At 62.3% G+C, this 13,992-nt stretch carries 11 protein-coding genes; all 11 read left to right on the top strand.

Annotated features, from left to right (window positions below):
- Positions 1-323: 323 nt before the first annotated feature.
- Complete coding sequence (locus tag P0D73_RS01255; RefSeq protein WP_408429176.1) at positions 324-1,277, top strand: lysophospholipid acyltransferase family protein; 954 nt, start codon at positions 324-326, stop codon at positions 1,275-1,277.
- A 61-nt stretch (positions 1,278-1,338) separates the two neighbouring features.
- Positions 1,339-2,544, top strand: a complete 1,206-nt coding sequence (locus P0D73_RS01250; RefSeq protein ID WP_408429174.1) for an HlyD family secretion protein — start codon at positions 1,339-1,341, stop codon at positions 2,542-2,544.
- Positions 2,545-2,555: 11 nt separating this feature from the next.
- Positions 2,556-4,664: a peptidase domain-containing ABC transporter gene (locus P0D73_RS01245; RefSeq protein ID WP_408429171.1), complete on the top strand. Its 2,109-nt coding sequence runs from the start codon at positions 2,556-2,558 to the stop codon at positions 4,662-4,664.
- Positions 4,657-5,961 carry a TolC family outer membrane protein gene (locus P0D73_RS01240; RefSeq protein ID WP_408280958.1) on the top strand — a complete coding sequence of 435 codons (1,305 nt, stop codon included), beginning with the start codon at positions 4,657-4,659 and terminating at the stop codon, positions 5,959-5,961. Before P0D73_RS01245 ends, P0D73_RS01240 begins: the two co-directional genes overlap by 8 nt.
- Positions 5,962-6,135: 174 nt before the next feature.
- Positions 6,136-6,558 carry a MarR family winged helix-turn-helix transcriptional regulator gene (locus tag P0D73_RS01235; protein WP_132377902.1) on the top strand — a complete coding sequence of 141 codons (423 nt, stop codon included), beginning with the start codon at positions 6,136-6,138 and terminating at the stop codon, positions 6,556-6,558.
- A gap of 81 nt (positions 6,559-6,639) precedes the next feature.
- A complete protein-coding gene (locus tag P0D73_RS01230; protein WP_408175061.1) occupies positions 6,640-7,062 on the top strand; it encodes a MarR family winged helix-turn-helix transcriptional regulator in 423 nt (140 codons plus the stop codon).
- A gap of 84 nt (positions 7,063-7,146) precedes the next feature.
- A complete protein-coding gene (locus P0D73_RS01225; protein ID WP_207915700.1) occupies positions 7,147-8,247 on the top strand; it encodes an HlyD family secretion protein in 1,101 nt (366 codons plus the stop codon).
- A 7-nt stretch (positions 8,248-8,254) separates the two neighbouring features.
- Entirely contained in the window at positions 8,255-9,826 is a 1,572-nt protein-coding gene (locus P0D73_RS01220; protein ID WP_408175059.1) for a DHA2 family efflux MFS transporter permease subunit, read from the top strand.
- 10 nt (positions 9,827-9,836) lie between these two features.
- Positions 9,837-11,270, top strand: a complete 1,434-nt coding sequence (locus P0D73_RS01215) for an efflux transporter outer membrane subunit (protein ID WP_408429167.1) — start codon at positions 9,837-9,839, stop codon at positions 11,268-11,270.
- Between the two features lie 54 nt (positions 11,271-11,324).
- The gene (locus tag P0D73_RS01210; protein ID WP_408429605.1) at positions 11,325-12,512 is read left to right on the top strand and encodes a thiolase family protein; all 1,188 of its coding nucleotides are present in this window, start codon (positions 11,325-11,327) and stop codon (positions 12,510-12,512) included.
- Positions 12,513-12,708: 196 nt separating this feature from the next.
- Positions 12,709-13,986 carry a NupC/NupG family nucleoside CNT transporter gene (locus P0D73_RS01205; protein ID WP_408429164.1) on the top strand — a complete coding sequence of 426 codons (1,278 nt, stop codon included), beginning with the start codon at positions 12,709-12,711 and terminating at the stop codon, positions 13,984-13,986.
- Positions 13,987-13,992 lie beyond the last annotated feature (6 nt).

Below are 13,992 nucleotides of genomic sequence, written 5' to 3'. Positions count from 1 at the left end.
GTCGTAGTCTGTAGTTATAGCTGTACTAACTTTATTTCACAAAAAAGGCAAGAAAATGCAAAAGATCGATCGTAACGCGCTGGCTCAATCGAAAATCGCCGGTGGCTGCTGCAAGGGCTACTGTGCACCGGCGAAGCCGGCTCCGGCACCGGCACCGAATTGCCACGGGGGGCGTAACTAAGCAGCGTTAAGGGTGTAAGGGCGGGCTGATTACCCGCCCGCAGTCTCGCGAAGCCCGATCGTTCGCGATCGGCCTTCGCGTTCAGATGACGAATGATGGCGTTCCCGCGGAACGGCTATGTCACCGTGACGAAGGAGCCAGCATGGGGTTGTTAAAAGCGTTGCGCGCGTTGCCCGTTGCCGTCAGGCGCGGTGCGAGGCGCGGCCGCGCCTGGGTGCAAGGCGCCTGTCTCGCGCGCATACCTCTGCGTGCGATCGAACCGCTTGCAATTTTCGCGTGGTACGTGGGGAGTCGTTTCAACGCTCGGCTACGCTGGAGCGGTATTGAGCGGCGGGATGTCGGGCGCGACGTGTTGAAGCTCGAACAGATTGACGACCATCGCGTCCTGTCGGGCAGGGTGCTCGAGAAACTGATCGATCAGCGGCTTCATTTTGGCCGCCAGCGCAATCGCGCCGAAACCTGGCCGGATTTGCAACGCGCGGCTGGCGTCCTCGCGCAGATCATCAGGAAAGTGAAAACAGCGACGCCGGAGCGGGCGGTCATCGTTTCGCCGTTCCACTACCTTTCGCAATACGCCAATATTTATCTGATCGACGAACTGCGCAAGCAACTCGGTCTCGCATCCATCGGTGTCGTATCGGGCGTGCCGCAAGACATTTACGGAAGCGATGAGGCGATGATTCCGCACATCGACATCCTTCACACCTATAGCGAAACGAACCGCGGCGGATTGGGATTGCGCGCGGCGCGCTCGCTCAGACGCAACGGCGTCGTCGTGCTGTTTTCCGACGCGCCGCCATTCGCGTTGAGCGGCTATCCTATGGAGACGGTCGGCGTGTCCATGTTCGGCCGTTCGGCGCGTATTCATAACGGCGTATTCCGTATGGGCGCGCCGCTCGACGCGCTGCTGCTGCCGTTCTATCTGCGCTTCGAGCGTGGGCGTTTCAGTGCGGTCGTGCTGGAGCCGATCGAGCTCGCGCAAAGCGACGCACCTCAACGTGTCGCCGATTGCATCCAGAAAGCGCTGAGAGACAACTATGCGCGCTCGCTAGCCGCCGGACATCCTTCAATGTACGCGTTTGCGCCCGCCAGATAACGCACGCAACCGCCGTTAGAAAGACACATCTCGTCTCCAGAAGAGAGGCGGCAGGACAGTAATGGAACCAACCAGTATCCCGCAGTTCAAGGACATTTCATGGCGATGGATCGCCTATGTCGCGTCGGCAATCGTGATGGTCGCAATTGGCTTCGGCTTCCTGCATGAAGTCGAGCTCAAGCAGGATGTGCAGTGCGAAATCGTCTCGCCGTCTGAAGTGAAGGTGCGGGGTTTGAGCGGACTCGTGACGTCGGTGTACGTGCACCCGTTGGAACGTGTGGCGTCGGGTGCGCCCTTGTTCACACTGCAGCGCGATCTATCGTTATCGAGCGACGGCCGCCAGCGCAATGTGTTCGACTCGCAAATGCGCGACGAGCAGATTCGTGTCGCAGACGAGCAGTACACGCAGCGCAAGGCGCAACTCACCGCGCAGCGCGATGCTTCATCGCTGACCGGCGCGAGCCGGAGAGCGGAATTCAGCGCGCTGGATGAACAGATCGCCCAGAACCGCCAGCTTGCGGACGAATCGCAGCAGAAGCTCGTGCGCCTCAAGTCGGTGTCGGACTACGTGACAGCCGATCGTATCGAGCAGGCCAGCGCGGACGAGCATCAGGTCAAGGTCTCCATTGCTCAAGGCAGGGCGCGCCGCGAACAGTTGCGCGGCGAGATATCGACGTTAAGCGGCACGCTGATCGACCTCGATGCGCAACTGAAAGAGAACGACGCCAGGCACGAACAAAGCATTCAGGAAATCCAGATGCGCTTCGAGCAGTCGCGCCTCGACGCAACGATCTCGGCACCGCGGGCGGGAGTCGTCACGTTTTCGAAACTCGTGCCGGGTCACACGCTGGAGGCATCCGACGTCGCGCTCGTCATCGCGACGGACGAGAAGGGCGCGTTGCGGGCGGCGCTGCGCATTCCGTCGCGGCGTCGTGGGTTCGTCGAAAAAGGTCAGACCGTACGGCTTAAATTCGATGCGTTTCCGTACGCGAAATTCGGCAGCTACGAAGCCCGCATCGACGCTATTTCCGACACGACGATGCAGGCCTCCGCAGCGCCTCCTGGCGTTCCCGCCTCGCTGGCCGCTCAAGGCGGTGGAGACGGCGACTATCTGGCGTGGGCAACGCTGCGGGGCAAGACGTTCGACTACGGCAAGCAACATTTCGACATCTTGCCGGGGATGCGGGCAACGGCGAGCATCGTCGTCGAGCGCAGGACGATCGCCGAATGGGTGCTGGCGCCGCTTTTCCGCATGATCAGAGGCTAACAGGAGACCCGGTGCGAACGATCTATCAGAACGAAGTCGCGGAATGCGGCTATGCCTGCCTGGCAATGGTGCTTTCACATCTCGGCCGCGCGACTGAAGTGCGCGAGTTGTCCGCGTTCAGGCCAATCTCGGCAAATGGCCTGACTTTGATGGATCTCTACGACGTGGCGACCGACTTCGGCCTGGCCGTACAGGCCTACCGGTTCGACATGGCGGATCTTCATTCGGTCAAGCGAGGCTCGATTCTTCAATTCGGCGGCGCGCATTTCGTGGTGTTCGAGAAGTGCGGGCATGGCTACGTTCAAGTCCTCGATCCGGCCAGCGGGCGGCGGCGGGTCTCGATGGATACATTTATGGCGAGCGTGTCCGGTTATCTGCTGGAATGTTCGGCAACGCCTTCCATGCCGCGTATTCGCGCGAAATCGCCGGTGCCCGGTGCGCTTGCACGCGTGCGGGCATTGAATCCCGCACTGCGCAGACAACTGGCGAAAGTCATGTTCGTCACACTGGGAAGCCAGTTTGCGATTCTCGCCATGCCTTATCTCGGCAACCTCGTGCTCGACTACGTGGTCTCCGCGGACAACCTGAATTTGCTGAGCGTGTTAGTGCTGACATTTGCCGGCATTTTCGCGGTCGGGGCGCTGAGCCAGTATGTGGAGTCGCGCCTTGTCGAACTGCTGCATCAGCTTACGCAGGTCAATATGACCGAGGGATTGCTCGGTCATCTCCTGCGCAACCCGATGTCGTGGTTCGAAAAGCGTCATGTCGGCGATGTCTTCGCACGCGTCAAGGCGCAGGACGAGATCAGCGTCTATGCGACCCGAACCGTCACGTCGATGTGCATCGACATCGCGGTGGGATCTCTGGCGCTGGGTCTGATGCTGGTGCAGAGCCGCATGCTGACGGCCGTCGCCGTGGCCATGTTCATCCTCTATCTTGCCGTCGCGCTGGGCATGTTCGCGCGCATGCGGGACAACCACGCGCTTGTGCTGGAAACGTCGGCGCGCTGCGACGACGCATTGATCGAAACGATCCGGGCTGCGAGCCTGATTAAGCTCGCGCAGGGCGAGACGCGCCGTACGGCGCTCTACATGATCAAGTACAAGGAATATGTGGGCGCGCTGCTGGCGAGTAACAGGTTGAACAGCGCGCGCGACGCGATCCTCAAACTGGTCCAGTACGCGGACACGATTGCGATCACCTGGTTCGCCGCGCGGCTGATGCTGGCCGGCAGCGTTTCCGTGGGCGTGTTCTATTCGTTTCTGATCTACAAGTCGTTGATGTCCGAGCGCTTTGCCCATGCCGTCAATGGCGCGTTCGCGTATTTCATGCTGAGCGTGCCGACCGCGCGCGTGGCGGATATCGTCGAGTGCGAGGAAGAGCGATATACGCCGTTTGCCGAGCGCAACCGTGTGACGGAGATACGTATGTTCGAGCGTATCGAGGTGCGCAACGTCACGTTTCGCTACGGCGTGTCCGACCAGCCGGTTCTGCGGGACGTGAGCATCGATATCCGGCATGGCGACAAGGTCGCCATTACGGGTCCGTCGGGCGCGGGGAAATCGACGTTATTCAAACTGCTGTCGGCTGCCGAGCCGCTTCAGAAAGGTCAGATCATGCTCAACGGCATCGCATGGCCCAATCTGACTATCGACGAAATCCGCCGGCATGCGGCCCACATGCGTCAGGGCGATCTGATTCTGCACGGCTCGATTGCCGAAAACATCACGTTATTTGCAGCCAGTATCGACGAAGACCGCGTACACGCGCTGCTCGAAGACGTCGGATTGATGCAGGACGTCATGCGTCTGCCGATGCGCACCCGAACCGTGATTAGCGACACGATTGCGAACATCTCCGCTGGCCAGCGGCAACGCCTGCTGTTGGCGCGTGCGCTCTATCAGGGCCGAAGTCTGCTGCTGCTCGACGAGCCCACGTCCAATCTGGATCCGGCTTCGGTGCAACACGTGGCTGCCTTGCTGCGCCGGCTGAACTGCACGGTTGTCGTGATCACCCACGACCGGTCGCTGGCAGCCGCGTTCGACGTTCGGTATCGCCTTGTAGACGGTGCACTGGTGCCCGAGCACTTACATCCTCTGCCGGAGCCGATCCATGCTTAAGTTCCGTGTCGCGCGCGTTGCGGTGCACCTGTTTTGCGCCATGGCGAGTCCCGCATTTGCGGCTGACCTCCTCACCGTCACGCAGCAGACGCTCGGCCGCGACTCCAGCCTCGCGCAGGCACGTGCGGGCTACGCGGCCGCGCAGCAGGCCGTTCCGCTGGCGCGTGCGGGATTACTGCCGCAGATTTCCGCAGGCTGGGGGCGCACCTACAATCGCCTCGCGACAGATGGTTTTCCGACCACGACCTACTGGCAATCGGGCTGGACCGTCAATATCGCGCAGCCGTTGTTCGACTGGACGAAATGGAGCAACTACAAGCAGGCGGATTTTGTCGAAGCGCGCGGCGCTGTCGAACTGAATGCCGCGCAACAGGCGGCGATTCTGCGCGCCGTGCGTATCTATTTCGAAGCGCTTGTCGCCGAGGATGAGCTGAGGCGCGTGAGCGAATACGCGGCCGCGGTCGATCAGCACCTGCAGTTGATCAATCGGGGCAAAGCGGCGGGTGAAGCAACGCTGATCGATTTGCGCGACGCCCAGACCGCGCGCGAGAAGGTCGCGATCGAGCGGATGGATGCTGAAAACACGTTGCTTGCGAAGCGCCGCGCGTTCGAGCAGGCCACCGGCGTGCCGTTCGAGACGCTCGCGCGATTGCCAGAGTCGTTGCCCATGCCGCGCCTGCAACCTGAGGACATTGATGCATGGGCCGCGCAGGCGAAGAATCACGCGTTCGACGTGCAACTGAAACAGCTGGACTGGGAGATCGCCCGGACGGAGGTGAGCAAGGCGCAGTCGGCGCACTTGCCCTCGGTTTACCTGACCGGAAGCTATACGCCCGCCGGCGCGGCCTCCGGTTTCTCGCGACCCACAACCACGACAACGGGCATGCTGGCGGTCTCGATACCGATTTTTTCCGGCGGTGAGACACAGGCAAAGGTGGAGGCGTCATCGGCGCTGGAAGACAAGGCGCAAGAGGGCTTCACGGGCGCCACGCGGGACGCCGAAGCCGCGGCCCGCGACGATTACAGCCGCTATCAGTACGGCCGCACGCGAATCGACTTGCTTGCCCATCTGGTGGCGTCTTCGCAAGAAGTGCTGGCGGCAAGTCGGGTCGGTTTTCGCGTGGGTAGCCGCACGGCCAGCGACGTGCTCAGAGCGATCGACGCACTCTATTCTGCGCAACGCGATTTGCTGGCGGCTCGTTATGACGCCATCGTCGCGTTGATGCAACTCAAGGGCGACACAGCCGCCCTGAGCATTGCCGACGTGGTCCAGATCAACAATGTGCTGGTGCACTGAAGGAACAGTGATTTGGCCCGTTGATATGGCAGACGTGCTAAAAATAACACTTTCGCGTGGGTAACCCCATATAGCGGGAAGCAGCATGGATGAGGCCGTTGCCCAAATTCAGCAACACTGTGTTCAAAATAGCCAAACTTGACTCTGTGCGTATGCACATATAGACTCCACCTCATGAACCGTCCCATCTCTTACGACGAATGCAACTGCTTCGCGTTGCGCCAGGCGGCCCGGCACGTCACGCAAATCTACGAACGCCACCTCGGCGAGGTAGGCCTGACGGCTGCGCAGTTCACGATTCTCGCCAAGCTCGCGCGCATGCCGAATCTGCCCATGGTGGATCTGGCGGACGCCATGGTGATGGAGCGCACCACGCTGGTCCGCGCTATGAAACCCCTGCAGCGCGACGGTCTGGTAGTAGCCGAATCGGCGGAGCATGACGGCCGCACCCTTCTGTTCAGCCTGACGGACAAAGGCGAAGCCACGTTCGATCAGGCGGCCATCGCGTGGCGCGCCGCACAGGACGAGTTTGAAAAGAAGTTCGGCCATGCGCGCGCCAAAACGCTGCGCGCCGAACTCTTCAGCATCACCGGCTAGTTGAGGCGTACCCGCTCGTTCCGACGAGCATCGGTTCGCCTGTTTATGTGCATACGCACTCACAAACGAGGAAGTGCAGCAATGGAAGGGCTCTTCGACGACGACTGCTTTGCCATCCGCCAGGCCGCGCGTTATGTCTCGCAGATATACGACCGGCACCTGGCGAATGTCGGGCTGACCATTACGCAGTTTTCGCTGCTGGGACGGCTCAAACGCACCGGCCCCATGACGATGAAGCAAATGGCTGAAGCCATGCGCATGGAACGCACCACCCTGGTCCGCACGATTCAGCCACTGCGCCGTAACGGCCTCGTGTCGAGCGAGGCACTCGGTGCCGACGCGCGGGCGCTGACGATCACGCTCACGCCTGCAGGCGAGGCGCGTCTCAAGGCAGGGGGCGAACATTGGCATGCCGCGCAAGCCGAATTCGAGCATCGTTTCGGCGAACGGCGTGCGGCTGCATTGCGAGGCGAATTGTTCGCCATCACACGGGATTCAATCTGAAGTCGCGGATACGGCGACGTACAGCCGGCGCAATCCACGCGCCGTTTTTTTAACGTAACGAGTGCATACGCACATATCGACACCATGTCCACTACTCCATCGACTATCGCCCCGCCGAGCGCGGCGCAGACCGCCAAACCGGCACGGCGCATTCCGTGGATGCTGCTCGCGGTCATCACGGTCATTGCCGTGCTGGCGCTTGCTGCGTCGTACTGGTTCTTCGTCGGCCGCTTCGTCGAAACGACTGACGATGCCTACGTGGGCGGCGATGTCACCGTGATGGCGCCGAAGGTGAACGGCTTCGTTACGGATGTGCTCGTGCACGACAACCAGTTCGTCCACGCGAACGAGGTGCTGATCCGGCTCGATGCGCGCGATTACGACGCGCGGCTCGCCCAGGCCACGGCGGAAGTGCAGAGCGCACAAGCCGCGGTAATCGAACTGCAGGCGAAGAAATCCTTGCAACTCGCCACCATCAACGAGCAGGCCGCCGAGGTGCGCGCGTCCGGCGCCGAATTGACGCGCAGCGCCGCGGACCAGACGCGCTACCGCGAACTGGTGAAGGACGACGCGGTATCGAACCAGGTGGTCGAACGCGCGGATGCCGATCTGACCAAAGCGCGTGCGGCGGTCGATCGCAGCGGCGCCGCGCTGATCGCGGCGCAACGTCAGATTGCGGTGCTCGACGCGCAAATCGGCGACGCCGAGGCGCGCATCGCGACGGCGCAAGCCGCCCAGCGTGTCGCGGCGCTGAATGTGGAGTACACGACGATTCGCTCGCCGATCGACGGCTATATCGGCAATCGCACGGCGCGTGTCGGCCTGCTGGCGAACACCGGCGTGTCGCTGCTGACCGTGGTGCCGTCGAGCGGATTGTGGATCGACGCCAACTTCAAGGAAGACCAGTTGAAGAAGATGCGCGTCGGCGACAGCGTCGATGTCGATCTCGACGCATCGAGCACTGCGATTCACGGTGTGGTGGAAAGTCTGGCCCCGGCCACCGGCGCGACGTTCAGCGTGCTGCCTGCCGAGAACGCCACGGGCAACTTCACGAAGATCGTGCAGCGCGTGCCGGTGCGTGTGCGGCTGAACGTGCCGAAGGAAATGCAAGGCGTGCTGCGCCCCGGTCTGTCGGCCACGGTGAAAGTGCATGTGAGTTCCGGCAACGCGCCGGCGCGCGGATGAGCCGATCATGACCCAAGTTCTCGCCAACCCCGCCGACCTGCCGACGCGAACCAAAGTCCTGGCGTTCACGCTGATGTGCGTGGGGTTTTTCATGGCGACGCTCGATATCCAGATCGTGGCGTCGTCGCTCAAGGATATCGGCGGCGGTTTGTCCGCGAGCCAGGACGAACTCTCGTGGGTGCAAACCTCGTATCTGATCGCTGAGATTCTGGTGATTCCGATGTCCGGCTGGCTCACCCGCGTGTTCTCCACGCGCTGGGTGTTCGCGTTTTCCGCGCTCGGCTTCACGATCACCAGCATGTTGTGCGGTCTCGCGTGGGACATCAACTCGATGATCCTGTTCCGCGGTTTGCAGGGCGCGCTCGGCGCCGCGATGATCCCGACGGTGTTCACCACGGCCTTCGTGCTGTTTCCCGGCAAGCAGCGGCTGATTGCATCCACCACCATCAGCGCGCTCGCCACGCTCGCGCCGACCATTGGTCCGGTGATCGGCGGCTGGATCACGTCGCAATGGTCGTGGCACTGGCTGTTCTATCTGAACCTGGTGCCGGGTCTGGCCGTCGCGCTGATGGTGCCGAAGTACGTGCATTTCGACAACGTCGAACTGTCGCTGCTGAAGAAAGGCGATTACCTGGGCATCCTTCTGATGTCCGGTTTTCTCGGTTGCCTCGAATACGTGCTGGAGGAAGGGCCGCGCAAGAACTGGTTCGGCGACGACGTGATCCTGACGTGCGCGTGGATAACGGCGATCTGCGGATTCCTGTTCATCGTGCATGCGTTCACCGCGAAAGAGCCGATCGTCGATTTGCGCGCGTTGGCGATCCGCAACTTCGGCATTGGCAGTCTGCTGTCGTTCATCACCGGGATCGGGATTTTCTGCGCGGTGTTCCTGACGCCGGTGTTCCTGTCCCGTGTGCGTGGCTTCGATTCGTTGCAGATCGGCGTGGCGCTGCTGTCGGTCGGCTGTTTTCAATTGGTCGCGATGGTGGCGTATTCGGTGGTCGCGCGCTTCATCGACATGCGGATCCTGCTGGTGTTCGGTCTGGTGCTGTTCGGCGTCGGCTGTTATCTGTATGTGCCGCTGACCAATCAGTGGGGCTGGCAGGAGTTGCTGATCCCACAAGCGTTGCGCGGCATCGGCCAGCAGTTCTGCATTCCGCCCATTGTCACGATGGCGCTCGGTTCATTGCCGATGTCGAGGCTTCGCTCCGCAAGCGGCCTGTTCAACCTGATGCGTAACCTCGGCGGCGCGATCGGCATTGCGGTGAGCAGCACGATGCTCAACGACCGCCTGAACCTGCACTACGAGCGGCTCGATGAACACCTGAACGTGGGCCGTCCGGTGGTCGAATCGATCTTGCAGCAGCAAAGCGCGCATTTTGCGGCGGTGGGCGGCAACGCGCTGAACGCGGCCAACGCCGGGCTCGGCCAACTGCACGCGCTGCTGATGCGCGAAGCGCTCGTGCTCACGTTCTCCGACACGTTTTACGCCCTGTCGCTCTGTTTCGTGGTCGGCCTGCTGAGCGTGCTGTTCTCGCGCCCGTTCGGCAATACCGCACCGCCGCCCGATGCTCATTGAGGAATTCAACATGAAACCGATCCTTGTCAAAGTACTGGCGAGCGCCGCCTTGCTGACGCTCGCGGCGTGCGCGGTGCAACCGGCAACGCACGCGGATTTGCCGCAAACCGTGAAAACCGTCGCGCCTGCCGCATGGAATGTCGACGCGCCGCAAGACAGCGTGAGCGCCAACGCGTGGTGGGCGCAATTCGGCGACCCGGTCATGCATCAACTGGTCGAATCCGTGTTGACCGGCAACCTCGATGTGCAGGCGGCGGTGGAGCGCGTCAGGCAGGCGCAGGATCTGGCGAAGCAAAATCGCGCGGCCCTGCTGCCGGAGTTGAATGCGAGCGCGACCGCGTCCAACTCGCGTCAGAACACGCCGCCGCCGCTCGGCTATGTGCGTCAGGCCGGCGTTGGCTTGACCGCGAGCTGGACGCCGGATGTGTTTGGTGGCGAGCGTCTCGCGGTATTAGCGGCGCAGGCCCAAGTGTCGGGACGTCAGTCCGCATTGAACGAGGTGCGCCTAGCGCTCGCGGCGAATACCGCGGCAGCGTATATCGATCTGCGCTGGGCGCAATCGCAGTTGCAGATTCTGAGCGACAACGAGCAGATCCGCGCACGCGCGCTGAAGCTCACGCAGCAGCGTCTGCACTACGGCCTGTCGACGCAACTCGACGTCGCGCGCGCACAGAACCAGCTCGAGGATTTGCAGGCGCAGATCCCGCGCGTGCAATCGGCGGTGCAGCATCAATTGAGTCTGATCGCGGTGTACTCGGGCCGCACGCCGGAGAGCGTCGACGGCTTGCTGCTCGCCAACGCACGCGACATTCCGGTGCCCGCGCAAAGCGTGCCGCAGATGCTGCCTTCGGAAGCGCTCCTGCAGCGTCCCGACGTGCGCACCGCCTACGCGACGGTCGAACAGCGCGCGGCGGAAGTGGGCGTGTCGAAAGCGCAGCGTTATCCGCAGTTCCGCCTCAATCTCGCCGATGGCTTGCTGGCCTCGTCCTATCTCGGTTTGCCGACGCTGACCGACAACCTCTTCAGCGCCGCCTTGAACGCGACGAGCCCGATCTTCAACGCGGGCCGCATCACCGCGAATATCGACGCGAGCGAAAGCCGCATGCGCGAATCGCAACTCGGCTTGCAGCAAACCATGCTGCAAGCGCTGAAGGAAATCGAGGACAACCGCGGCGATCTGGTGAGCGGCGCCGTGCAGGTGCAACGTCTTGGCGGCGCGCTCGATGCGTCGAACCAGGCGCTGCGTCTGTCGAGCGAACTGTACAAGGGCGGCGCGGCGGATTTTCTCGATGTGCTGACCGCGCAGGAGGCGTATCTGCGTGACGCGGAGTCGTTGAACCAGGCCAAGCGCGAGCATGCGCTTTCGGCCGTCGCGTTGTACCGGTCGCTCGGCGGCGGCTGGGATGTGCCTGACGCGGTCACGGCGGTATCGGCGAACAACTGATCGACCGATGCACGCGCGTGGCCAATGAGGTGTTGAACCAACTGGAGAGAAATGATGGCGAACCAGCGAGAAGTAGTGATCTGCAATCCGGTGAGAACGCCGGTCGGCGCATTCGGCGGATCGTTGAAGGACGTGCCGGCAACCGAAATCGGCGCGGTCGCCGTGCGTGAGACGTTGCTCCGCAGCGGGCTCGACGCGGCTGAGTTGGCGTCGGTCGTGATGGGCAATGTGATCCAGGCCGGCAACAAGATGAATCCCGCGCGCCAGGCATCGATTGGCGGCGGTGTGCCGGTGGCCGTGCCGGCATTGACGGTCAATCGCGTGTGCGGCTCGGGCGCGCAGGCAATCGCATCGGCGGCCCAGGAAATCCTGCTAGGTCTCGGCGATGCGGCCGTGGCGGGCGGCATGGAAAACATGGACCGCGCGCCGTATCTGCTCGACGGAGGCCGTTGGGGCTACCGCATGGGCAACGCGCAGATCCACGACAGCCTGTTGCGCGATGGCCTGAACGACGCGTTTTCCGGCGAGCATTCCGGCTGGCACACGGAAGACCTCGTCGCGCAATTCGACATCACGCGCGAAACTCAGGACCGTTGGGCCGCGCGTTCGCAGCAGCGATTTAGCGAAGCCCAGGCGCGCGGCGATTTCGACGCCGAACTGGTTGGCGTGGAAATAGCAGGGCGCAAAGGCCCGCAGCATTTCACACGCGATGAACAGCCGCGTCCCGACACCACCGTGGAAACGCTGGCCAAACTACGTCCGGCATTTCGTCCCGACGGCACGATCACCGCGGGCAACGCGCCCGGATTAAACAGTGGCGCGGCCGCAATGCTCGTGGCCGAGCGTAGTTTCGCGGAAGCACACGGTATCGCGCCGTTCGCGCGTCTCGTGTCTTATGGCGTTGCCGCGGTCGAGCCCGGCATGTTCGGCCTCGGTCCCGTGCCGGCCGTGGAGATGGCGTTGGCGCGAGCCGGTTGGCAATTGCGCGATGTCGAGCGCTTCGAAATCAATGAGGCGTTTGCCGCCGTGCCGATCGCGGTCGCGCGCAAACTCGGCATTGCGGACGAGCTGATCAACGTGCAAGGCGGCGCGATCGCGCATGGCCATCCGATCGGCGCGACCGGTGCCGTGCTGACGACACGCCTGCTTCATTCGATGCGGCGCGACGGCCTCAAACGCGGCATCGTGACGCTTTGTATTGGCGGTGGCCAGGGCATCGCGCTGGCATTGGAAATGCTGTGACTTTGAGTCGATAGCTGCAGGGTGCGTCGGCATGCGAAATACATGTCGACGCACCCTTGTCGAAGTTTCGCAGATGCGTCTCGCATCAACCGTGATGCATTCTTCGGCACTAGAGTGCCGTCCCATATTTAAAGTTTTTGTTCCGGCATCAGTTTCGTTTAGCATCAATGCCATTTTCACAAGAACATCACGAGACATGGCACTGATCGCTCGAAATATCCTCGGTATTGCCGTACTGCTATTCATCGCGTTGATCTTTTCCACTAACCGGCGCGCTATCCGCTTACGGACTGTAATCAGCGCGCTGCTGGCGCAGATCGGTATCGGCGCATTCATTCTGTTCGTGCCGGTCGGCAAATCGATACTTTCGGGCGCGGCGTCCGCCGTCAATAACGTGCTCGGCTACGGCAACGCGGGCATCGAGTTCCTGTTCGGCGGCCTCGTGCAAGCGAAGATGTTCCAGGTCTTCGGCGACGGCGGTTTCGTGTTCGCCGTGCGCGTGTTGCCGGCCATCATCTTCGTCACGGCGTTGATCTCCGTGCTGTACTACCTCGGCGTGATGCGCTGGATCGTGATCGTGCTCGGCACGGTATTTCAGAAGCTGCTCGGCGTGTCGAAGCTCGAATCGTTCTCCGCGGTCACCACGATCTTTCTGGGTCAAAGCGAAATGCCCGCCGTGGTCAAACCGTTTACGCGCGACATGACCGGCGCTGAATTGTTCGCGGTGATGTCGAGCGGCATGGCGGCCGTCGCCGGGTCGGTGCTGGCGGGCTATGCGGGGCTCGGCGTGCGCATCGAGTATCTGCTGGCGGCGTCGTTCATGGCGGTACCGGGCGGCTTGCTGTTCGCGAAGATCATTCATCCGTCCACCGAACCGAGCCGGGTACATATGGACAACCTCAACTTCGACGAGAAGCGTCCCGCCAATATCATCGAGGCCGCGAGCTCCGGCGCGACCGTGGGCCTGAAAATCGCGGTGATGGTCGGCGCGATGCTGATCGCGTTCGTCGGGCTGATTGCATTGCTCAACGGGATCGTGGGCGGCGTGGGCGGCTGGTTCGGCCATCCGCAACTGTCGATGCAATCGATGCTCGGCGTCATCTTCGCGCCGCTCGCCTATCTGATCGGCGTGCCGTGGAACGAGGCCACGATCGCCGGCAATTTCCTCGGCCAGAAGGTCATTCTCAACGAGTTCGTCGCGTATGCGTCGCTGTCGCCCTATCTGAAAGACGCCGCGAGCGTGACCGCGGCCGGTCTGCAGGCGCTCGATCCGCGTACCATTGCTATCCTGTCGTTTGCGTTGTGCGGCTTCGCGAACTTTTCGTCGATCGCGGTGCTAACGGGCGGCTTTAGCGCCGTCGCGCCGGGACGCCGTGCCGAAGTCGCGCGTTACGGCCTGCGTGTCGTGCTTGCCGCGACGCTCTCGAACCTGATGAGCGCCACGATTGCGGGCATGTTCATTACGCTGAATTGAATCGAG

Source organism: Paraburkholderia sp. RL18-101-BIB-B (assembly GCF_046026985.1).
In the GTDB taxonomy this organism is placed as follows: domain Bacteria; phylum Pseudomonadota; class Gammaproteobacteria; order Burkholderiales; family Burkholderiaceae; genus Paraburkholderia.
This window is presented reverse-complemented; position numbering and strand designations above follow the sequence as displayed.

Coding starts and splice junctions, on each gene's coding strand:
- P0D73_RS01225 (WP_207915700.1), top strand. CDS start 7,147: ATGTCCACTACTCCATCGACTATCGCCCCGCCGAGCGCGGCGCAGACC.
- P0D73_RS01210 (WP_408429605.1), top strand. CDS start 11,325: ATGGCGAACCAGCGAGAAGTAGTGATCTGCAATCCGGTGAGAACGCCG.
- P0D73_RS01205 (WP_408429164.1), top strand. CDS start 12,709: ATGGCACTGATCGCTCGAAATATCCTCGGTATTGCCGTACTGCTATTC.
- P0D73_RS01220 (WP_408175059.1), top strand. CDS start 8,255: ATGACCCAAGTTCTCGCCAACCCCGCCGACCTGCCGACGCGAACCAAA.
- P0D73_RS01230 (WP_408175061.1), top strand. CDS start 6,640: ATGGAAGGGCTCTTCGACGACGACTGCTTTGCCATCCGCCAGGCCGCG.
- P0D73_RS01240 (WP_408280958.1), top strand. CDS start 4,657: ATGCTTAAGTTCCGTGTCGCGCGCGTTGCGGTGCACCTGTTTTGCGCC.
- P0D73_RS01235 (WP_132377902.1), top strand. CDS start 6,136: ATGAACCGTCCCATCTCTTACGACGAATGCAACTGCTTCGCGTTGCGC.
- P0D73_RS01215 (WP_408429167.1), top strand. CDS start 9,837: ATGAAACCGATCCTTGTCAAAGTACTGGCGAGCGCCGCCTTGCTGACG.
- P0D73_RS01255 (WP_408429176.1), top strand. CDS start 324: ATGGGGTTGTTAAAAGCGTTGCGCGCGTTGCCCGTTGCCGTCAGGCGC.
- P0D73_RS01250 (WP_408429174.1), top strand. CDS start 1,339: ATGGAACCAACCAGTATCCCGCAGTTCAAGGACATTTCATGGCGATGG.